We start from the raw sequence: 18,837 nt of genomic DNA on the forward strand, positions 1-18,837 counted from the left end.
CAGGTAACGCCTCCGGTCCGCTTCAGGTGGAGTGTGGCAAGTGCCACACGGTATCAGCGCCATGGTAAGGCGCTTTTCCGCGGTGGATGTTAATCCCGGTCAAGGATAGTGCTCACGCATAAAAAAAGGAGGCCGCAGCCTCCTTCTTATCGCGAATAGCGTTTTACAGGATAAAGCGGCTGAGATCTTCGTCAGCAACCAGTTCATCCAGATGTTTACTCACGTACTCCGCATCAATGGTGAACGACTGCCCGCTCAGGTCGCTGGCGTCATAGGAGATCTCTTCCATCAGACGCTCCAGCACGGTGTGCAGACGACGCGCGCCGATATTCTCTGCGGTTTCATTAACCTGCCACGCTGCCGCAGCGATTTTGCTGATGCCGTCTTCAGTAAAGTTAATTTCCACGCCTTCGGTGTTCATCAGCGCTTTGTACTGTACGGTGATAGACGCACTTGGCTCGGTCAGAATGCGCTCGAAGTCGTGCGTGGTCAGCGCCTGCAGTTCAACGCGGATCGGCAGGCGACCCTGCAACTCAGGGATCAGGTCAGACGGGCTGGCCACCTGGAACGCACCGGAGGCGATAAACAGGATGTGATCCGTTTTCACCATGCCGTGCTTGGTGGAGACGGTACAGCCCTCGACCAGCGGCAGCAGGTCACGCTGAACACCTTCGCGTGAGACGTCCGGGCCGGAGGACTCACCGCGCTTACAGACTTTATCGATCTCGTCGATAAACACGATGCCGTGCTGTTCAACCGCATCGATAGCGTCCTGCTTCAGCTCTTCAGGATTGACCAGTTTGGCCGCTTCTTCTTCAATCAGCAGCTTCATCGCTTCTTTGATTTTCAGCTTGCGCGGTTTCTGCTTCTGCCCGCCGAGATTCTGGAACATTGACTGCAGCTGGCTGGTCATCTCTTCCATACCCGGAGGGGCCATGATTTCGACGCCATTGGCCGATACGGCCGCCAGATCGATTTCGATCTCTTTGTCATCCAGATCGCCTTCGCGCAGCTTCTTGCGGAACGACTGACGTGCCGCAGACGGCTCCGCTGTGGTTTCGTTCTGACCCCAGTTGTTTTTAGCCGGTGGGATCAGCACGTCGAGAATACGTTCTTCTGCCATCTCTTCGGCACGGTAACGGTTTTTCTCAATCGCCTGTGAACGTACCATTTTCAGCGCAGAGTCGGTCAGATCGCGGATGATTGAATCCACCTCTTTCCCGACATAGCCCACTTCGGTGAACTTGGTGGCTTCCACTTTGATAAACGGCGCGTTGGCCAGTTTTGCCAGACGGCGGGCAATTTCCGTTTTACCGACACCGGTCGGTCCGATCATCAGAATGTTTTTTGGGGTCACTTCGTGACGCAGCTCTTCATCAAGCTGCATACGGCGCCAGCGGTTACGCAGGGCGATGGCCACGGCGCGCTTTGCACCATCCTGACCGATGATAAATCTGTTCAGTTCGCTGACAATCTCGCGCGGAGTCATAGCAGACATAAATTAGGATCCTTACGCTTTAGACGGTAGTGATTCGATGGTGAGATTGTGGTTGGTATAGATGCAGATATCGCCTGCAATACCGAGCGCTTTTTCCACAATATCCTGCGCGCCGATATCGGTGTTTTCCAGCAGCGCACGGGCTGCTGCCTGAGCGTAAGGACCGCCCGAACCGATGGCAATGAGGTCGTTTTCTGGCTGGATGACGTCACCGTTGCCGGTAATGATCAGTGAGGCATTTTCATCTGCCACGGCCAGCAGAGCTTCGAGCTTACGCAGCATACGGTCGGTACGCCAGTCTTTCGCCAGCTCAACGGCGGCTTTCACCAGGTGGCCCTGATGCATTTCCAGCTTGCGTTCAAAAAGTTCAAACAGGGTGAAGGCATCTGCGGTACCACCGGCAAAACCGGCAATGACTTTGTCATTGTAGAGACGACGCACTTTTTTGACGTTGCCTTTCATCACGGTATTGCCGAGGGTAGCCTGGCCATCACCGCCAATTACTACCTGGCCGTTGCGTCGTACACTTACTATTGTTGTCACGGGCAGACCCCTTGTTGCAGTCGGAAGATGTCCCCGTACAAGGTATACGGGGCACTGATGCAATCAGATATGGGGCGGGATTGGAGGGTTTCAACCCCCCACAGAGAGAGGAATACAATTTGAGTGGCCGGAACCACGCAGGCGTTTCAGCGTGCTGTCAGCTCCGCTGCGGCTGTTATAGGGGCCGATAACTACACGATTCCAGCCACCGCCGGTAGTAATACGGCTTTCAAAACCTTCAAACGCTAACTGGGCGCGAATCGACTCGGCCTGGTCGGTGCCTTTGAACGATCCGCACTGCACCATCCAACGCTGGCTGCTCTGTTTTTCAGCTTCTTTCGGCTTACTTTCTACTTTCGGCTGGGCGGCTGTTTCCGGTTTCGTCTGGCGGACCGGCTCACGGGTGACAGGCGTGATCGGTGCAGCATGTTGCGTCTGAGCCGGAGGCTGAGTGCGCTGTGGCTGAGTTTGCTGCTGTTGCTGCGTACGCGACGGTGGCTGAGTCTGCTGCTGCTGCGGCATACGCGACTGTTGCTGAAGCTGGCTCTGCTGCTGCTGACGTTGAATCGTCTGCTGGCGCTGGGCTGGCGTCTGTTCATTCCACGGCACTTCGTTGAGCTGGGTCGGCTGCTGGCGCATATCGGCCTGCATCTGATCCAGCAACTGGCGCTGCTCATCGGTTAACTGCGTTTGTGAATGGGCTTCACCGCCTGACGTGGGTTCGGTAGGCGAGGGGACACCAAGCTGGCGATTTTCCAGCTCTTTAATGTAGCGCCAGCGCTCTTCAGGCTTCGGCGGCAGGCCATTGCCGGTGGCCTTATGGTCCGGGATCGCCGGGGTCTCTTCTTTTTTATGGTGCGCAATAAACCACAGGCCACCCACAAAGGTGACCAGAACGGCAACTGCCAGCACTATCATGATTTTTGATACACCCGACCCACTGCTGCGCTTTTTGCTGCGACTGTTGGTATTTTTGCGACGCGTCCCTGTCGAACGCCCGCGGCCTACATAATCTTTTTGTGCCACTATCGTTCCGCTAATAATCGATGAAGGTAAGTCCGGGCTATGGAGGCGACGATCGGTGCCCGGTGAGTGCCCGTCATGTTACTGAAGGGTCGGAAGTTTGACCAGCGGCGATCTTACTAAGAATCCGCTGATTTTCTTTAATCCGGCTGTTCGTTATGCCGTTATCGGCCCGTCAGTCCTCGTCGCGCAGCGAAGGCGCGGTGCTGCCACGAATTTTTAACTCGAAGTCCAGCAGGCGTGAACCGTTGCTGACCATCCTGCCCTGTAACTGCTCCAGCAAGAGTAGCATTGCTTCGCGACCTATGTTGAAACGCGGCTGGGCTACGGTGGTTAACTGCGGGTCGCTGTAGCGCGACAGTTCAATATCATCAAAGCCAATAATCGACAGGTCTCTCGGAATACGCAGACCCATATTCTTCGCCTGCGACATGGCACCCAGCGCGATAATATCGCTGTGGCAGAACAGGGCATCAGGTGGCCTGGGCAGCGTCATCAGGTGCTTCATCGCCTGCGATCCGGCGTCAAAGGTGAAATCACCGCGTACGATATAGGTCGGGTCTACCGTCATGCCGTGTCGGCGCAGGGCCTGAATATAGCCCTGCAGGCGGTACTGGCACAGCGGCATCTCTTCCGGGCCTGAAATGCAGGCAATACGACGGTGGCCGAGCTTCTGCAGGTGGTTGACGGCTTCGAAAGCGGCCGTCAGGTTATCGATATGCACCGTCGGCAGCTCCAGTTCCGGAGCGAACTCGTTCGCCATCACCATCGGCGGCAGATTACGCTGTTCCTCCAGGCCGGTCTCGAACGGTACGCTGGATCCCAGCAGCAGCATGCCGTCGATCTGACGGGTCAGCATCAGATTGAGGAAAGATTTTTCCTGCTGATTCTGGTGTGCGCAGTCACCAATCAGCACCAGATAGCCTTCAGCGGCGGCGACCACTTCGATACCGCGAATAATTTCGCTGAAAAACGGGTCACAGATGTCCGGTACGATCACCAGCACCGTTCGTGATTCGCTGCGTCGGGCGCTGCGCGTCATTGAATGAGGAGAGTAACCGACGGCGATCACCGCCTGCTCAACCTTGTAGCGTGTTGCTGCGGAGACCTTTTCCGGATTTGTCAGGGCGCGTGAGACCGTTGCCGTCGATACGCCTGCTTTTTCAGCCACATCCTTCATGGTCGCCACTGTTGTCTCTTGATTGTGCTCCAACCCTTTTCTCCTCACGCCAGCCTGAGCTGGCCTGAACAACTCATGACAATTTTTAATCCACAGACTCAGGTTATCGCTCTCGCTGCTGATAACCCCGCATTCTTAACAGATAAGAGGGGGGGCTGTTACTTAATTTGCATAAAAATTGTGACTTGTGCGACTTTTTTCGATCGAATACGCATCTTTGCTATGCAAACGATTACGTCCTCAACTTTCTGTCGGGTCGATGTCCAGAGTCCATTTCACTTTACGTGCCTGTGGCAGGGTCGCAATCAGCGGCAGGCTGGATTTAATCAGGCGCTGCAGAACAGCACGTGAAGGGTGTTGAAGCAGGAGTTGCCAGCGGTATCGTCCGCTGCGTTTAGCCTGTAGTGCGGGTACCGGACCCATCACCCAGAAGGATTCACTGTTAAGCGGGCTGGCTTCAAGCAGATTACGCAGCTGTTGCAGGAACAGGCTGGCCTGCTGGTTATCATGGTCCTCTGCCCGAAACAGAGCGTGGCTGGTGAAAGGCGGCAGGAAGACGCTATTCCGCTCGCTCAGCGCCTGATGGGCGAAAGCATCGTAGCCCTGATGCAGCAGCGTTTGCAGCAGCGGATGTTCCGGGTGGTGAGTCTGCAACAGCACTTCCCCCTGCTTCCCGGCGCGCCCGGCGCGGCCCGCGACCTGCACGTAGAGCTGGGCAAAACGCTCTGCGGAGCGGAAGTCGGCAGAAAACAGCGCGCCGTCCACATCCAGTAGCGACACCAAAGTGACATCCGGGAAGTGATGACCTTTTGCCAGCATCTGGGTGCCGACCAGAATACGCGCTCCGCCGCGGTGAACTTCCGCCAGCTGCTGTTCCAGTGCGCCTTTACGGCTGGTGGTATCACGGTCGATACGCGTCAGCGGGACGTCGGGGAACAGCGCGCCCAGATTATGTTCCAGCTGCTCGGTGCCCAGCCCGACCGGCACCAGGTGGGTGGAACCACACTGCGGGCACTGATGCGGTACGGGACGCTGACTGTCACAGTGGTGGCAGCGCAGCTGGCGCTGGTTCTGATGCAGCGTGTAGTAGCGGTCACAGCGCTGGCATTCGGCAATCCAGCCGCACTCGTGGCACAGCAGGGTCGGGGAGAAACCGCGGCGGTTAAGAAACAGCAGTACCTGGTTATCGGCTTTAAGATGCTGACCGATTTTCTTGATCAGCATCGGTGACAGGCCGCCCTGTAGCTTAACGCCTTTCAAATCCACCAGCAGCTGCGTGGCTTTGGTGGCGTTACCGGCGCGTTTGCTGAGGTTAAGCTGATGGTACTTACCCGACTGTACGTTGTGCAGTGTCTCCAGCGCCGGGGTGGCCGATCCCATGACGATCGGGATATCCTCCTGACGGGCGCGAAACACCGCCAGATCGCGCGCGTGGTAGCGCCAGCCTTCCTGCTGTTTATAGGAGCTGTCGTGTTCTTCATCAATGATGATCGCGCCCAGACGGGTAAACGGTGTAAACAGCGAGGAGCGGGTGCCAATGACAATCGCCGTCTCACCGCTGCGGGCGCGCAGCCAGACGGCCAGGCGTTCGCTGTCGTTTAAGCCCGAATGCAGCACGTCAACCGGCGCGCTGAAGCGTTCGCGAAAACGGGCGATGGTCTGCGGCGTCAGGCCGATCTCCGGCACCAGTACCAGCGCCTGACGGCCATTTGCCAGAATGTTTTCCAGCATACTCAGGTAAACTTCAGTTTTCCCCGAGCCGGTGATCCCCGCCAGCAGCCAGGCAGAAAAGTGGTCGTCCGCGCTGCGGATCGCACCCACCGCCGTCGCCTGCTCCGTGTTCAGCCGCAGACGTTCGCCCTTTACCGCGAAACTTTCACGCCAGTCCTCACGGGCTCGGGGCTGTGCACGCAGCTCGCACAGACCTTTGGCACGTAACGCCTGAAGCGTGGCTTCGGTGATATCGTGCTGGCTGACCTCATGGCGGTACAGCCCACCGTGACGCAGTGCAGCCAGCGCCTGCTGCTGCTTCGGAGCGCGTTTCAGGCTTTCCGGCGCCGTGGCTTTACCCTCTTCGGTCATCAGCCACTGCCAGATGGGGGCTTCTTCAGCCGCTTTTCCCTGGCGCAGCAGCACCGGCATGGCGTGAAACAATACTTCGCCCAGCGGATAGTGATAATACTCGGCGGCCCACAGCAGGATGCGCCACAGGGAGGCGGGGTACAGAGATTCGCTGTCCAGCACCTCCAGCACGCTTTTCATCTGGTCGGGCGGGAAGTCGCTCTGCCCGACAATGGCCACCACCACGCCAGTTGCTTTGCGCTTGCCAAACGGCACGGTGACGCGGCCGCCGACCACTGCGTGGCTGAGAGAGTCAGGCAACAGATAGTCAAAGTTGCGGGCAAGCGGAACGGGTAGCGCGACCTGAACAACGGGCATGGATTCATCCGGGTGAAAAATTGAGCCAGTTAGTGTACACTGTGTCGTGCTCAATGTGCGGATCCGATTGCGGTGAGTGGTTAATTTCTGTATAGTCCGCCGCCGTTGGTATGGGATTTTTATATCAGCACAAACTTAACTATTAATCTTCGTGTGGTGCCGGTGCAGGAGCGATCCTGGCGCGGGAGAGCGACACGGCCTTAACTGAGGTTTTCCCATGAAAAAAGGTATTCACCCTAATTACGCTGAAGTTACTGCTAAATGTTCTTGCGGTAATGAAATCAAAACCCGCTCTACCGTGGGTCACGACCTGAACCTGGACGTGTGTGGTAACTGCCACCCGTTCTACACCGGTAAGCAGCGTGACGTTGCAAGCGGTGGTCGTGTGGATCGCTTCAACAAGCGTTTCAGCATCCCAGGCGCTAAATAAGCACCCTGTAAGATGTAAGAAAAAACCCAGCTTCGGCTGGGTTTTTTTATGTCTGCGATTCAGGAGGCGCTGGCGTATTTCAGCACGTCACCCTGCCAGCCTTTCTCCGCATAGTTTTGCAGATGGTCGATGCGTTTCACCGGTTGCCCGGCCGCGAAGTTAATCTCTTTCAGACTGACCATCACGTCGGAAGGCGCAGACACCGATTTGAAGTGATACTCACTGTTGCTGAGATCGGCCAGCGTCGTCCAGTAGGTCGCGATGCCCTTATTCTCCAGCGGATATTTTGAGTATTTTTCATAGGATTCAGTCACCGCTTTCACCATCGGATCGCTGGCATCCGGGTAGTTAATCGGGAAGGCAGCGTTATTAATGACTGACAGCACAAAGCCCTGCGCCTGCGCTTTACTGTCCGGCTGCGGAATATTCTTCAGGCCGATGCTGGTGCGCACAAAGCGGTCTTCGGCACTCTGGGTGCCGGGAATATGTTCGGCATCAGCAGGATTAAACTTCGCCAGATTTTTCAGCTGCCGATCGTAAGACGGCGGGTTAGTCATCACCCGGTAATCGCGGTTGTGGTAGATATTCACTTTGCCATGGTCAATTTCGATAATTGCAGAGTCACCGCTTTTATCTTCCAGCGCGATATGTTTGGTATCCGAGGCATAATCAATCGGCATTTTTTTCGCTGCCAGGCGCACGTCTTTCAGTCCCTGAAGCGCTTCGTCGACGGTGGCATAGTTGTCTAACAGGTAGCTGAGCCAGGCGCGGCTGTCTAATTCCGGCTTATCTTTGTTGTCCTGCTGCACCTGTCTGCCGTTGGTATAGTACTGCGTGTGTCCTGCCAGGCCCTTTTCGTTGATGCCATCCATCGGGAAAACGCCGTCGGCATAAATCACTACACTGCCGTAGCGGGTCTTCCAGCGTTTCGCCTGGGCACCTTCGCTACCGGTATGTTCAATCCCCTGCGGGGTGATGACTAACGACGGATCCACCGGACCGAAGAAATCAAGGTTGCGGGCGCTGACCATATAGCCCGGATAGGTATTCAGAAAGGCGCGGGTGCACGCGCTGGCGCTGCCCATTGCAGTGATACCGAGTGCGGCACCGATGGCCACGGCGCTCAGGGTGGATAATTGGGTTTTCATCGTCTTTCTCCTTATGGGTCACGGAGGGCTAACTTAGCCTGTGGATTCAGGATGAAAGAGTCATTGATTGGGGGAAGTTCCCCCCTTATTTATGCAGGGAAGCGCATGACGATATCTTTTTCACTGGTGCAGATAGAGGCTTTTGCCAGCATCGTCGAGTGCGGCAGCATTACGCGCGCCGCCAAAAAAATGGGTAAGGACCGCACTACCGTCAGTGAGCTACTGGATTATCTGGAGCTGGATCTCGGCTATACGCTGTTTGAGCGCCACTGCCGGCCGTTCGCTCTGACGCAGCGCGGTAATCTGCTTTATCGCCAGGCGCGGCTGTTTCTGCATGAAGCGCAGGCGTTTAACCACATTGCGCTCCGGCAGCAAGCCATTGCGCCGCAGTCGCTGACGCTGAGCTACGATATTTTTACGCCCTGCCACCTGCTGGCCCGGCTGGCGAGTGAGCTTTACCAGCAGGGTATTCAGCTTAACCTGCGCTATCAGGACCGTACGCAGGCGGAACAGGCGCTGGAAAAGGGAGAGGTCGATCTCGGGCTGTATCAGCCGGTCAACAAGTCGGTCAGCGAACGTTTCAAATGGCGGGCGATGGGCAGCGTTGAGCTGGCGGTCTATGCCAGCCCGGCATTATTCAGTCTGCGTCCCGTCAGCCTGCTGACGCTGGCGTCCTGCAACCAGCTGATCGCCAATAATGGTCTGGAGGCCTCTCTGGCGCGTCGTATTCAGATTGCCGACCGCGTACAGTTTGTGAATGACCGGGCGTTGCTGGAACCCTTGCTGGCGAGCGGGCAGGGCTGGGCCTTGCTGCCGGTTCATGCCGTAGCAAAAGAGAATAGCGCGATAGAGCGGATAGTGACGGAGATGGGGGACAGCGGGATGGTGCAGACGATCGTGGCTATCTGGCAACCCGGTCAGGCCGGGCACCCGATACTCAATCAGGTGCTCGACCGGATAACCGAATTATTTACAGCTTAGTATTCCCAGGTCTCAGGATCGACGCCCATTTCCCGCATGATCGCTTTCGCTTCTTCGGGGATTTCGTCACTGCGCTCTTTACGCAGGTCGACGTCGTCCGGCAGGGGCTGTCCGGTAAACGCATGCAGAAATGCTTCGCACAGCAGCTCGCTGTTGGTGGCATGACGCAAGTTATTAACCTGACGGCGGGTGCGCTCATCGGTCAAAATTTTAAGCACTTTTAACGGGATGGATACCGTAATTTTTTTAACCTGCTCGCTCTTCTTACCGTGTTCAGCGTAAGGGCTGATATATTCGCCGTTCCACTCAGCCATGGGCTACCTTAATCATAGTAAAATTAGAAATGCCGAAATCCGGCTAATTATGCCCGAAGTTTGTGCCCATCACACCGGGAAGGCACAACTTTCTCTGGGGTATTGCGACATAATTCTAACGGTTATTATTGCATTGCTCAATCTATACGCAAAGACATTTAGATGTCCAGATGTATTGACGTCTATATCTCCCCGTTTTACTCTATCTGTCTTCTCTTCTTCTCCCGCAGGAACTTATGCACCATGACACGTAAACAGGCAACCATCGCAGTACGCAGCGGTTTGAATGATGACGAGCAATATGGCTGCGTTGTCCCCCCGATCCACCTTTCCAGCACTTATAACTTTACCGACTTCAATGAGCCACGCGCTCATGACTATTCACGCCGTGGCAATCCGACGCGTGACGTGGTGCAGCGTGCGCTGGCCGAGCTGGAGGGGGGCGCCGGTGCGGTAATGACCAGCACCGGGATGTCGGCCATTCATCTGGTGTGTACGGTATTCCTGAAGCCGGGTGACCTGCTGGTGGCCCCGCACGACTGTTACGGCGGCAGCTACCGTCTGTTCGACAGCCTGAGCAAACGCGGTGCCTATCGCGTGAAGTTTGTTGACCAGGGTGATGACGCGGCCTTGCAGGCCGCGCTGGCGGAAAAACCGAAGCTGGTGCTGATTGAAAGCCCAAGTAACCCGCTGCTGCGCGTCGTGGATATTGCGGCGATCTGCCAGGCGGCAGCACAGGCCGGGGCGGTCAGCGTGGTGGACAACACCTTCCTCAGCCCGGCCCTGCAGAACCCGCTGGCGCTGGGGGCCGATCTGGTGATCCACTCCTGCACCAAATACCTGAACGGCCACTCTGACGTGGTGGCCGGTGCCGTGGTGGCTAAAGACCCGCAGAATGTGACCGATCTCGCCTGGTGGGCGAACAATATCGGCGTCACCGGCGGTGCCTTTGACAGCTACCTGCTGCTGCGTGGAATGCGCACACTGGCCCCGCGTATGGCGGCGGCACAGCGCAATGCGCTGGCGATTGTCGATTATCTGAAACAACAACCGCTGGTGAAAAAGTTGTATCATCCTTCGTTGCCAGAAAATGCCGGTCACCAGTTTGCGGTACGTCAGCAAAAAGGCTTTGGCGCCATGCTAAGTTTTGAGCTGGATGGTGACGAGGCGACGCTGCGTCGTTTCCTGAAAGCGCTGGAATTATTTACCCTGGCGGAATCGCTGGGCGGCGTTGAAAGCCTGATTTCCCACACGGCGACCATGACACATGCGGGCATGTCTGCTGAGGCTCGTGCGGCGGCGGGAATTTCGGAAACGCTGCTGCGTATTTCGGTGGGAATTGAAGATCACGAAGATTTAATCGCCGATCTGGATAATGCATTCCAGGTTGCGGCCAAGAGGTAAGCATGAGTTATTCAGCAGTGGCAGGGGCAGAGAGTTCGCGGCAGTTGCATAAATTTGGCGGCAGCAGTCTGGCTGATGCCAGATGCTATCAGCGCGTGGCCGGAATTATGGCGGAGTACAGCCATCCTGGCGATCTGATGGTGGTTTCGGCCGCGGGCAGCACCACTAACCAGCTGATTAGCTGGCTGAAGCTGAGTCAGAGCGATCGCCTGTCTGCGCACCAGGTGCAGCAGACGCTGCGTCGCTATCAGACTGAGCTGATTAGCAGTTTGTTACCCCCGGACGTGGCCAGCCCGCTGATTGCTGAATTTATTCATGATCTTGAGAAACTGGCGGCTCTGCTGGATAACCCCATCACGGATGCGGTGTACGCGCAGGTGGTCGGGCACGGTGAGATCTGGTCAGCGCGGCTGATGTCGGCCGTACTGAACCAGCGTGATATCCATGCCAGCTTCCTGGATGCGCGTGATTTTTTACGTGCCGAGCGCGCCGCGCAGCCGCAGGTGGATGAAGCGAAGTCCCTGCCGCTGTTGCAGCAGCTGATGGCGCAGCGTCCGGCACAGCGCCTGGTGGTGACCGGCTTTATCTGCGCTAATGATGCGGGTGAAACGGTACTGTTAGGGCGTAACGGCAGTGACTACTCGGCGACGCAGATTGGTGCGCTGGCCGGGGTGACGCGCGTGACCATCTGGAGTGACGTTGCCGGGGTCTACAGTGCGGATCCGCGCAAGGTGAAAGATGCCTGTCTGCTGCCGCTGCTGCGTCTGGATGAAGCCAGTGAACTGGCGCGCCTGGCGGCACCGGTGCTGCACTCGCGCACGCTACAGCCGGTGTCCGGCAGCGATATTGATTTGCAGCTGCGTTGCAGCTATCAGCCGGAGCAGGGCTCAACCCGTATTGAACGCGTGCTGGCTTCCGGCACCGGGGCGCGGATTGTCACCAGCCACGATGATGTCTGCCTGATTGAGTTCCAGGTGCCCGCGCAGCACGATTTTGCCACGCTGCATAAAGAGATCGACCAGCTGCTGACGCGCGCTCAGGTTCGTCCACTGGCTACCGGTGTGCATCCGGATCGTAATCTGCTCCAGCTCTGTTACACCTCGGAAGTGGTAAACAGTGCGCTGATCCTGCTGCAGGATGCGGCGCTACCGGGCCGTTTACAGCTGCGTGAGGGCATGGCGATGGTCGCGATGGTGGGTGCAGGCGTTTGCCGCAATCCGCTACACAGCCACCGTTTCTGGCAGCAGATGAAAGACCAGCCGGTGGAGTTTATCTGCCAGTCGCAGGAGGGCATCAGCCTGGTGGCGGTGCTGCGCGTCGGGCCCACGGAGCATCTGATCCGCGGTCTGCACCAGACGCTGTTCCGGGCGGAAAAGCAGGTCGGCCTCGTGCTGTTTGGTAAAGGCAATATCGGTTCCCGCTGGCTGGAGCTGTTTGCGCGTGAACAGGAAACCCTTTCGGCGCGCACCGGGTTCGAGTTTATTCTCGCCGGAGTCGTGGACAGCCGCCGCAGCCTGCTCAGCTATGACGGGCTGGATGCCAGCCGTGCGCTGGCCTTCTTTGAAGATGAAGCCGTGGAGCAGGACCAGGAGTCGCTGTTCCTGTGGATGCGCGCCCATCCGTTTGACGATTTGGTGGTGCTGGATGTGACCGCCAGTGAAACGCTGGCGGCGCAGTATCTGGATTTCGCCAGCTACGGTTTCCATGTTATTGGTGCAAATAAAGTGGCGGGCGCGGCCAGCAGCGACAGCTACCGCCAGATCCGCGATGCCTTCGCTAAAACCGGGCGTCACTGGCTGTATAATGCCACCGTCGGGGCCGGACTGCCGGTCAACCATACGGTGCGTGACCTGCGTGAAAGCGGAGACAGCATTCTGTCGATCAGCGGTATCTTCTCCGGCACGCTGTCGTGGCTGTTCCTGCAGTTCGACGGTACGGTGCCGTTTACCGAGCTGGTGGATCAGGCCTGGCAGCAGGGGCTGACCGAGCCCGATCCGCGTGTCGATCTCTGCGGTCAGGATGTGATGCGCAAGCTGGTGATCCTCGCACGCGAAGCGGGCTACGATATTGAACCAGGCCAGGTGCGCGTTGAGTCACTGGTCCCGGCCAGCTATCAGTCCGGATCGGTCGATGACTTCTTTGAGAATGCTGACGAGCTGAATGACCAGATGGTTCAGCGTTTTGAGGCGGCTCAGGAGCTGGGTCTGGTGCTGCGTTACGTGGCGCGCTTCGATGCCAGTGGTAAAGCACGCGTCGGCGTGGAAGCGGTGCGCGACGATCACCCTCTGGCCGCGCTGCTGCCGTGCGACAACGTATTCGCCATCGAGAGCCGCTGGTATCGCGATAACCCGCTGGTGATCCGCGGGCCGGGTGCCGGGCGTGATGTGACGGCCGGGGCGATACAGTCCGACCTTAACCGCCTCGCACAGCTGCTGTAACTGGAGGGGCGGACCCTTTTGCCCGGTCCGCCCTCCGAACCCGTCTCTCACACGGGTCGCCCCTGTCGTTTTTTTCCTGCATGAATTTTATTCATCTTTCTTGAGCATTTGTCACGTCAGCCCATCATTTATCTGTTGACTGAATAACCGATTTGCGTCATTTTGAATGTCTGGACGTCTAAACGGATAGACGTTCAAGGCGGTAAGCCATTTTAAGCAGCGATCGATGAGGTAAACGGGTATGAGTTTTTTCCATGCAAATCAGCGCGAAGCATTGAACCAGAGTCTTGCCGAAATCAGCGGGCAGATTAATGTCTCATTTGAGTTCTTTCCGCCGCGCACCAGTGAAATGGAAGATACCCTGTGGAGCTCGATCGACCGCCTCAGCAGCCTGAAACCGAAATTTGTTTCGGTGACCTACGGGGCTAACTCCGGTGAGCGTGACCGTACCCACAGCATCATCAAAGGTATTAAGGACCGCACCGGTCTGGAAGCGGCTCCGCACCTGACCTGTGTCGATGCTACCCGCGATGAGCTGCGTAACATTGCCCAGGACTACTGGAACAACGGCATCCGTCATATCGTGGCGCTGCGCGGTGACCTGCCGCCGGGCAGTGGTAAGCCGGAAATGTACGGTGCGGATCTGGTGGCGCTGCTGAAAGAGGTCGGCGATTTTGATATCTCCGTTGCGGCCTATCCGGAAGTGCATCCGGAAGCAAAAAGCGCGCAGGCGGACCTGATCAACCTTAAGCGTAAAATTGATGCGGGCGCGAACCGCGCTATCACTCAGTTCTTCTTCGATGTGGAAAGTTATCTGCGCTTTCGTGACCGCTGCGTATCAACCGGTATTGACGTTGAAATTGTACCGGGCATTCTGCCGGTATCGAATTTCAAGCAGCTGCAGCGTTTTGCCGCTATGACTAACGTGCGCGTACCGGGCTGGATGACCAGCATGTTTGAAGGGCTGGATAACGATCCGGAAACCCGCAAAATGGTCGGTGCCAACGTGGCGATGGACATGGTGAAAATTCTCAGCCGTGAAGGGGTGAAAGATTTTCATTTTTACACGCTGAACCGCGCCGAGTTGAGTTATGCCATCTGCCATACGCTGGGCGTGCGTCCGGGTGTGGCCGTCGCCTGATAAGGTCAGCAGAAAAAAAGGACGCGTAAGCGTCCTTTTTTGTTTTGAAGGGCGGATCGTAGGGGCCGATCATTTTTTCCGATCGGCCCGTTTTGATGGTATCCACCGGCCATGATGACGATCATTTTTTCCGATCGGCCCCTACGCCGGGTTAACCGGTGTTACGCATCCCCGCGGCTACGCCGGCGATGGTCACCATCAGCGCCTGCTCAACGCGGGCATCCGGTTCATCACCGGCGGCTTCCTGCTGACGTGAACGGTGTAACAGTTCGGCCTGCAGGACGTTCAGCGGGTCAGTGTAGACGTTGCGCAGGGCAATCGACTCGGCAATCCACGGCTGGTCGGCCATCAGATGAGAGTCGTTGGCGATGGTCAGCACGGCTTTAATATCGGAGTCCAGCTGGTCACGCAGCTGTTTGCCCAGCGACCACAGCGATTTGTCGACCAGGCGCTGATCGTAGTATTCCGCCAGCCACAGGTCAGCCTTCGAGAACACCATTTCCAGCATGCCCAGACGGGTCGAGAAGAACGGCCAGTCGCGACACATGGTTTCCAGCGTTTCCTGGTGTCCATCTTCCATCGCTTTCTGTAACCCTGCACCGGCACCCAGCCAGGCGGGCAGCATCAGGCGGTTCTGGGTCCATGCGAAGATCCACGGAATGGCGCGCAGCGACTCAACGCCACCGGTCGGGCGACGTTTTGCCGGGCGCGAACCCAGCGGCAGCTTAGCCAGCTCCAGCTCCGGGGTGGCTGAACGGAAGTACGGCACGAAGTCCGCGTGTTCACGCACATAGCCACGGTACATGTTGCAGGACACCTCAGAAAGCTGGTCCATGATGCTGTTCCACTCAGGCTTCGGCTCAGGCGGTGGCAGCAGGTTGGCTTCGAGGATCGCTCCGGTATACAGCGACAGGCTGCTGATGGTGACTTCCGGCAGACCGTACTTGAAGCGGATCATCTCGCCCTGTTCGGTTACGCGCAGGCCGCCTTTCAGGCTGCCCGGAGGCTGCGACAGCAGTGCGGCATGAGCTGGCGCGCCGCCGCGACCAATGGAGCCTCCGCGTCCGTGGAACAGCGTCAGAACGATACCGGCTTTCTCGCAGGTTTTGATCAGCGCGTCCTGGGCCTGGTACTGCGCCCAGCTTGCCGCCATAACGCCCGCATCTTTCGCGGAGTCGGAATAGCCAATCATGACCATCTGCTTGCCCTGAATCAGGCCGCGATACCAGTCGATATTCAGCAGCTGGCTCATGACATCGTTGGCGTTATTCAGGTCGTCGAGCGTTTCAAACAGCGGCGCTACCGGCATGGCATAGGGGATCCCCGCTTCTTTCAGCAGCAGGTGAACGGCCAGAACGTCTGACGGCGTTTTTGCCATTGAGATCACATAGGCAGCAATCGAACCCTGCGGCGCGTCGGCGGCCACACGGCAGGTATCCAGCACTTCTTTGGTGTCGGCACTTGGCTCCCACTGACGTGGCATCAGCGGGCGTTTGGAGCTCAGCTCACGGATCAGAAACGCCAGTTTGTCAGCTTCTGACCAGCTTTCGTAATCACCGAGGCCGAGATAACGCGTAATTTCAGCGATCGCTTCGGTGTGGCGGGTGCTCTCCTGACGGATATCGATACGCACCAGCGGTACGCCAAAACACTTCACGCGGCGCAGAGTGTCGAGCAGCTGACCGTTGGCAATGATACCCATGCCGCAGGCCTGCAGGGACTGATAGCAGGTGTAAAGCGGTTCCCACAGCTGGTCGTTAGAGATCAGCAGGTTGGCCGGGCGCGGCAGACGTTCACCCTTCAGGCGACGCTCCAGATAAGCCTGAGTGCTCATCAGCTGACCGCGAAGATTTTTCATGATTTCGCGGTAAGGCTCCAGCGCTTCCGGATTGCCGCACAGCTCACGTACTTCCGGCGTGCATTCCGACATCGACAGCTCGGAAACCAGTACGGCAATATCACGCAGGAACAGATCGGTGGCTTTCCAGCGGCTGAGCTGCAGTACATGGCGGGTGATATCGGCGGTGACGTTCGGGTTGCCGTCGCGGTCACCGCCCATCCAGGAGGTAAATTTCACCGGCACAAAGTCAACCGGCAGGGTGTAACCGAAGGCCGCTTCTACCTGCTCATTCAGCTCGCGCAGGAACTGTGGTACGCCTTCCCACAGGCTGTTTTCCACCACAGCAAAACCCCACTTGGCTTCATCAACCGGTGTCGGGCGGTATTTGCGAATTTCATCGGTATGCCACGCCTGAGCCACCAGCTGACGCAGGCGGCGCATGATTTTTCCATGGTCATAGTCGGACAGATCGTTGTGATCCAGCTGCTGCAGGCAGCTGTTCACTTCCACCAGCTTGTGGATCAGCGTCCGGCGGGTGATTTCAGTTGGATGCGCGGTGAGGACAAGTTCGAGCGACAGGGATTCAATGGCTTCGCGAACGTCGGCTTCGGTCAGGTCTGGCTGCTGCTTCAGGCGGTCAAAGGTCTTTGCCAGCAGCTCCGGGTGGTTGGCACCTTCACCTTTGGGTGAAATGGTGTGGTACTGCTCGGCCACGTTGGTCAGATTGAGGAACTGGCTGAAAGCGCGGGCAACCGGCAACAGTTCGTCATTGGACAGGTTTTGCAGCGTGGTGAGCAGTTCCTGACGGTGGGCATCATTTCCCGCACGTGATGACTTAGAGAGCTTACGGATGGTTTCTACCCGGTCAAGGATGTTCTCTCCCAGTGCATCCTTAATAGTATCCCCGAGCAGTTTGCCGAGCATACTGACATTACTTCGCATTGCGGAATATTGTTCGTTCATATGATCCCTGACACCCTTCTTGTATTTGTCACTCTATTTCACCCTGATGGGCATAACGCAGCCTTTTATCTAGCCACGTAAAGAACCATTCGTCAATTGACTTAAATTGGCCGTAACGTGCCGCTAACTAGCGGGAATTTATGAAATTTAATTACAGTTGAGTGAGATAAGTTATTCTTATCATCAAGAATAATTGAAATCAGGGACAAACGGCTGTTTTCACAGCCGTTTGTTCGGTTTTTCATTTAGTGATGGCAAAAATGATGCACCACCTGGGCGATCAATTCGCGGGTCGGTTTAATAAACGCGGTATCGATAAATTCATCCGGCTGATGCGCCTGGTCGATCGACCCCGGTCCTAAAACCAGCGTCGGGCAGATTTGCTGGATGAAAGGGGCCTCGGTGCAGTAGTTCACCACTTCCGTTTCCGTACCCAGTAGTTTTTCCACAACCTGCACCAGCTGATGTTCGCGCGGGCACTCGTAGCCGGGAATAGGCGGATGCAGCTCCCCGACGGTCAGCCGACCCGGCCAGCGTGCACTGACCGGGGCCAGCGCATCATTCAGCAGCTCGTCAAGGTCGCTCAGCGTCAGGCCCGGCAGCGGGCGGATATCCATATGCAGTTCACAGCAGGCGCAGATGCGGTTGGCTGCATCGCCACCGCTGATATGCCCGAAGTTCATGGTCGGGTAGGGAATGGCAAAACCGTCGTGGTGGTAGCGCGCTTTGAGCGTGTTACGCAGCTCCATCAGCTGGGTGATTGACTCGTGCATCAGCTCGATGGCGTTGACGCCGCGCCCCGGATCGCTGGAGTGGCCGGACTGGCCCTGAACGCGGATAACGTTGGAAAGGTGGCCTTTATGGGCGCGCACCGGCTTCAGTGAGGTGGGTTCACCGATAATCGCGCAGTCCGGGCGCAGCGATGTCGATTCCGAGAAGAATTTCGCGCCGGCCATGGTGGTCTCTTCATCGGCGGTCGCCAGAATATAGAGCGGCTTTTTCAGGGCTGACACGTCAATATCACGCAGGGTGTCTAAAATGAAGGCGAAGAAGCCCTTCATATCGGCGGTTCCCAGACCGTAGAGCTTGTTGTCGTGTTCGGTCAGCGTGAAAGGGTCGCGCGTCCAGCGGCCATCATCGAAGGGAACGGTATCGGTATGACCGGCCAGCAGCAGGCCACCGGCACCCGCGCCGCTCTTCGCCAGCATGTTGAATTTGTTACGTGTGCCGGGCACCGGCTGAACTTCTACGCTGAAGCCCAGGTCGCGGAACCAGCCGGCGAGCAAATTGATTAAAGTCTGATTACTCTGATCGAGTGCGCTGTCGGTGGCACTGATTGATGGCGTTGCAATCAACTGGCGGTAAATCTCAATAAAAGGCGGTAATTTTGTCTTCACTGTTGACAGTCCTTGGGTTAGGATAGTATCAATATTCATGCACTAATAGTGAATAAAAATACAATATCAGCGACCAGATGGAAACCGAAAATTCTATC

The 18,837-nt window shown here is 57.0% G+C and carries 14 protein-coding genes; 5 read left to right on the top strand and 9 right to left on the bottom strand.

Annotated features, from left to right (window positions below; all coding sequences use genetic code 11):
- Nucleotides 1-163: 163 nt before the first annotated feature.
- The 5 genes from hslU to priA form a co-directional block, all read right to left on the bottom strand.
- Nucleotides 164-1,498, bottom strand: coding sequence for an HslU--HslV peptidase ATPase subunit (gene hslU, locus ABEH87_RS19010; protein WP_346578630.1), 1,335 nt, complete (start codon nucleotides 1,496-1,498; stop codon nucleotides 164-166).
- A gap of 12 nt (nucleotides 1,499-1,510) precedes the next feature.
- The gene (gene hslV / locus ABEH87_RS19015) at nucleotides 1,511-2,041 is read right to left on the bottom strand and encodes an ATP-dependent protease subunit HslV (RefSeq protein WP_048914281.1); all 531 of its coding nucleotides are present in this window, start codon (nucleotides 2,039-2,041) and stop codon (nucleotides 1,511-1,513) included.
- 90 nt (nucleotides 2,042-2,131) lie between these two features.
- A complete protein-coding gene (gene ftsN, locus ABEH87_RS19020) occupies nucleotides 2,132-3,067 on the bottom strand; it encodes a cell division protein FtsN (RefSeq protein WP_346578632.1) in 936 nt (311 codons plus the stop codon).
- A 172-nt stretch (nucleotides 3,068-3,239) separates the two neighbouring features.
- Nucleotides 3,240-4,277, bottom strand: coding sequence for a DNA-binding transcriptional regulator CytR (gene cytR / locus ABEH87_RS19025; RefSeq protein WP_346578634.1), 1,038 nt, complete (start codon nucleotides 4,275-4,277; stop codon nucleotides 3,240-3,242).
- A 207-nt stretch (nucleotides 4,278-4,484) separates the two neighbouring features.
- The gene (gene priA / locus ABEH87_RS19030) at nucleotides 4,485-6,683 is read right to left on the bottom strand and encodes a primosomal protein N' (protein ID WP_346578636.1); all 2,199 of its coding nucleotides are present in this window, start codon (nucleotides 6,681-6,683) and stop codon (nucleotides 4,485-4,487) included.
- 217 nt (nucleotides 6,684-6,900) lie between these two features.
- On the opposite strand from priA, the gene rpmE reads away from it, so the two are divergent.
- Nucleotides 6,901-7,113 (top strand): 50S ribosomal protein L31, encoded by a 213-nt coding sequence (gene rpmE / locus ABEH87_RS19035; RefSeq protein ID WP_133846351.1) that lies wholly within the window; start codon nucleotides 6,901-6,903, stop codon nucleotides 7,111-7,113.
- Nucleotides 7,114-7,172: 59 nt separating this feature from the next.
- On the opposite strand, the gene ABEH87_RS19040 is transcribed toward rpmE, so the two are convergent.
- A complete protein-coding gene (locus tag ABEH87_RS19040; RefSeq protein ID WP_346578638.1) occupies nucleotides 7,173-8,261 on the bottom strand; it encodes a linear amide C-N hydrolase in 1,089 nt (362 codons plus the stop codon).
- A 105-nt stretch (nucleotides 8,262-8,366) separates the two neighbouring features.
- Between ABEH87_RS19040 and ABEH87_RS19045 the strand changes: the two genes are divergently transcribed.
- Nucleotides 8,367-9,242, top strand: coding sequence for a LysR family transcriptional regulator (locus ABEH87_RS19045; RefSeq protein ID WP_346578640.1), 876 nt, complete (start codon nucleotides 8,367-8,369; stop codon nucleotides 9,240-9,242).
- On the opposite strand, the gene metJ is transcribed toward ABEH87_RS19045, so the two are convergent.
- On the bottom strand, nucleotides 9,239-9,556 hold the full coding sequence (gene metJ, locus ABEH87_RS19050; RefSeq protein WP_346578642.1) for a met regulon transcriptional regulator MetJ: 318 nt from the start codon (nucleotides 9,554-9,556) through the stop codon (nucleotides 9,239-9,241). The two genes, ABEH87_RS19045 and metJ, sit on opposite strands and share 4 nt — an antisense overlap.
- 243 nt (nucleotides 9,557-9,799) lie before the next feature.
- On the opposite strand from metJ, the gene metB reads away from it, so the two are divergent.
- The 3 genes from metB to metF all read left to right on the top strand — a co-directional run bounded on the left by metB (nucleotide 9,800) and on the right by metF (nucleotide 14,539).
- Complete coding sequence (metB, locus tag ABEH87_RS19055; RefSeq protein ID WP_346578644.1) at nucleotides 9,800-10,960, top strand: cystathionine gamma-synthase; 1,161 nt, start codon at nucleotides 9,800-9,802, stop codon at nucleotides 10,958-10,960.
- A gap of 2 nt (nucleotides 10,961-10,962) precedes the next feature.
- A complete protein-coding gene (locus ABEH87_RS19060; RefSeq protein WP_346578646.1) occupies nucleotides 10,963-13,398 on the top strand; it encodes a bifunctional aspartate kinase/homoserine dehydrogenase II in 2,436 nt (811 codons plus the stop codon).
- 241 nt (nucleotides 13,399-13,639) lie between these two features.
- A complete protein-coding gene (gene metF, locus ABEH87_RS19065) occupies nucleotides 13,640-14,539 on the top strand; it encodes a methylenetetrahydrofolate reductase (protein ID WP_346578647.1) in 900 nt (299 codons plus the stop codon).
- 151 nt (nucleotides 14,540-14,690) lie between these two features.
- Here metF and ppc read toward each other — a convergent pair whose 3' ends face one another.
- Together ppc and argE are read right to left on the bottom strand one after the other, a co-directional pair.
- Nucleotides 14,691-17,342, bottom strand: coding sequence for a phosphoenolpyruvate carboxylase (gene ppc, locus ABEH87_RS19070; protein WP_346578649.1), 2,652 nt, complete (start codon nucleotides 17,340-17,342; stop codon nucleotides 14,691-14,693).
- A 245-nt stretch (nucleotides 17,343-17,587) separates the two neighbouring features.
- Entirely contained in the window at nucleotides 17,588-18,739 is a 1,152-nt protein-coding gene (gene argE / locus ABEH87_RS19075; protein WP_346578651.1) for an acetylornithine deacetylase, read from the bottom strand.
- Nucleotides 18,740-18,837: the final 98 nt, after the last annotated feature.

The organism is Erwinia sp. Eh17-17 (assembly GCF_039675725.1).
GTDB lineage: Bacteria > Pseudomonadota > Gammaproteobacteria > Enterobacterales > Enterobacteriaceae > Erwinia.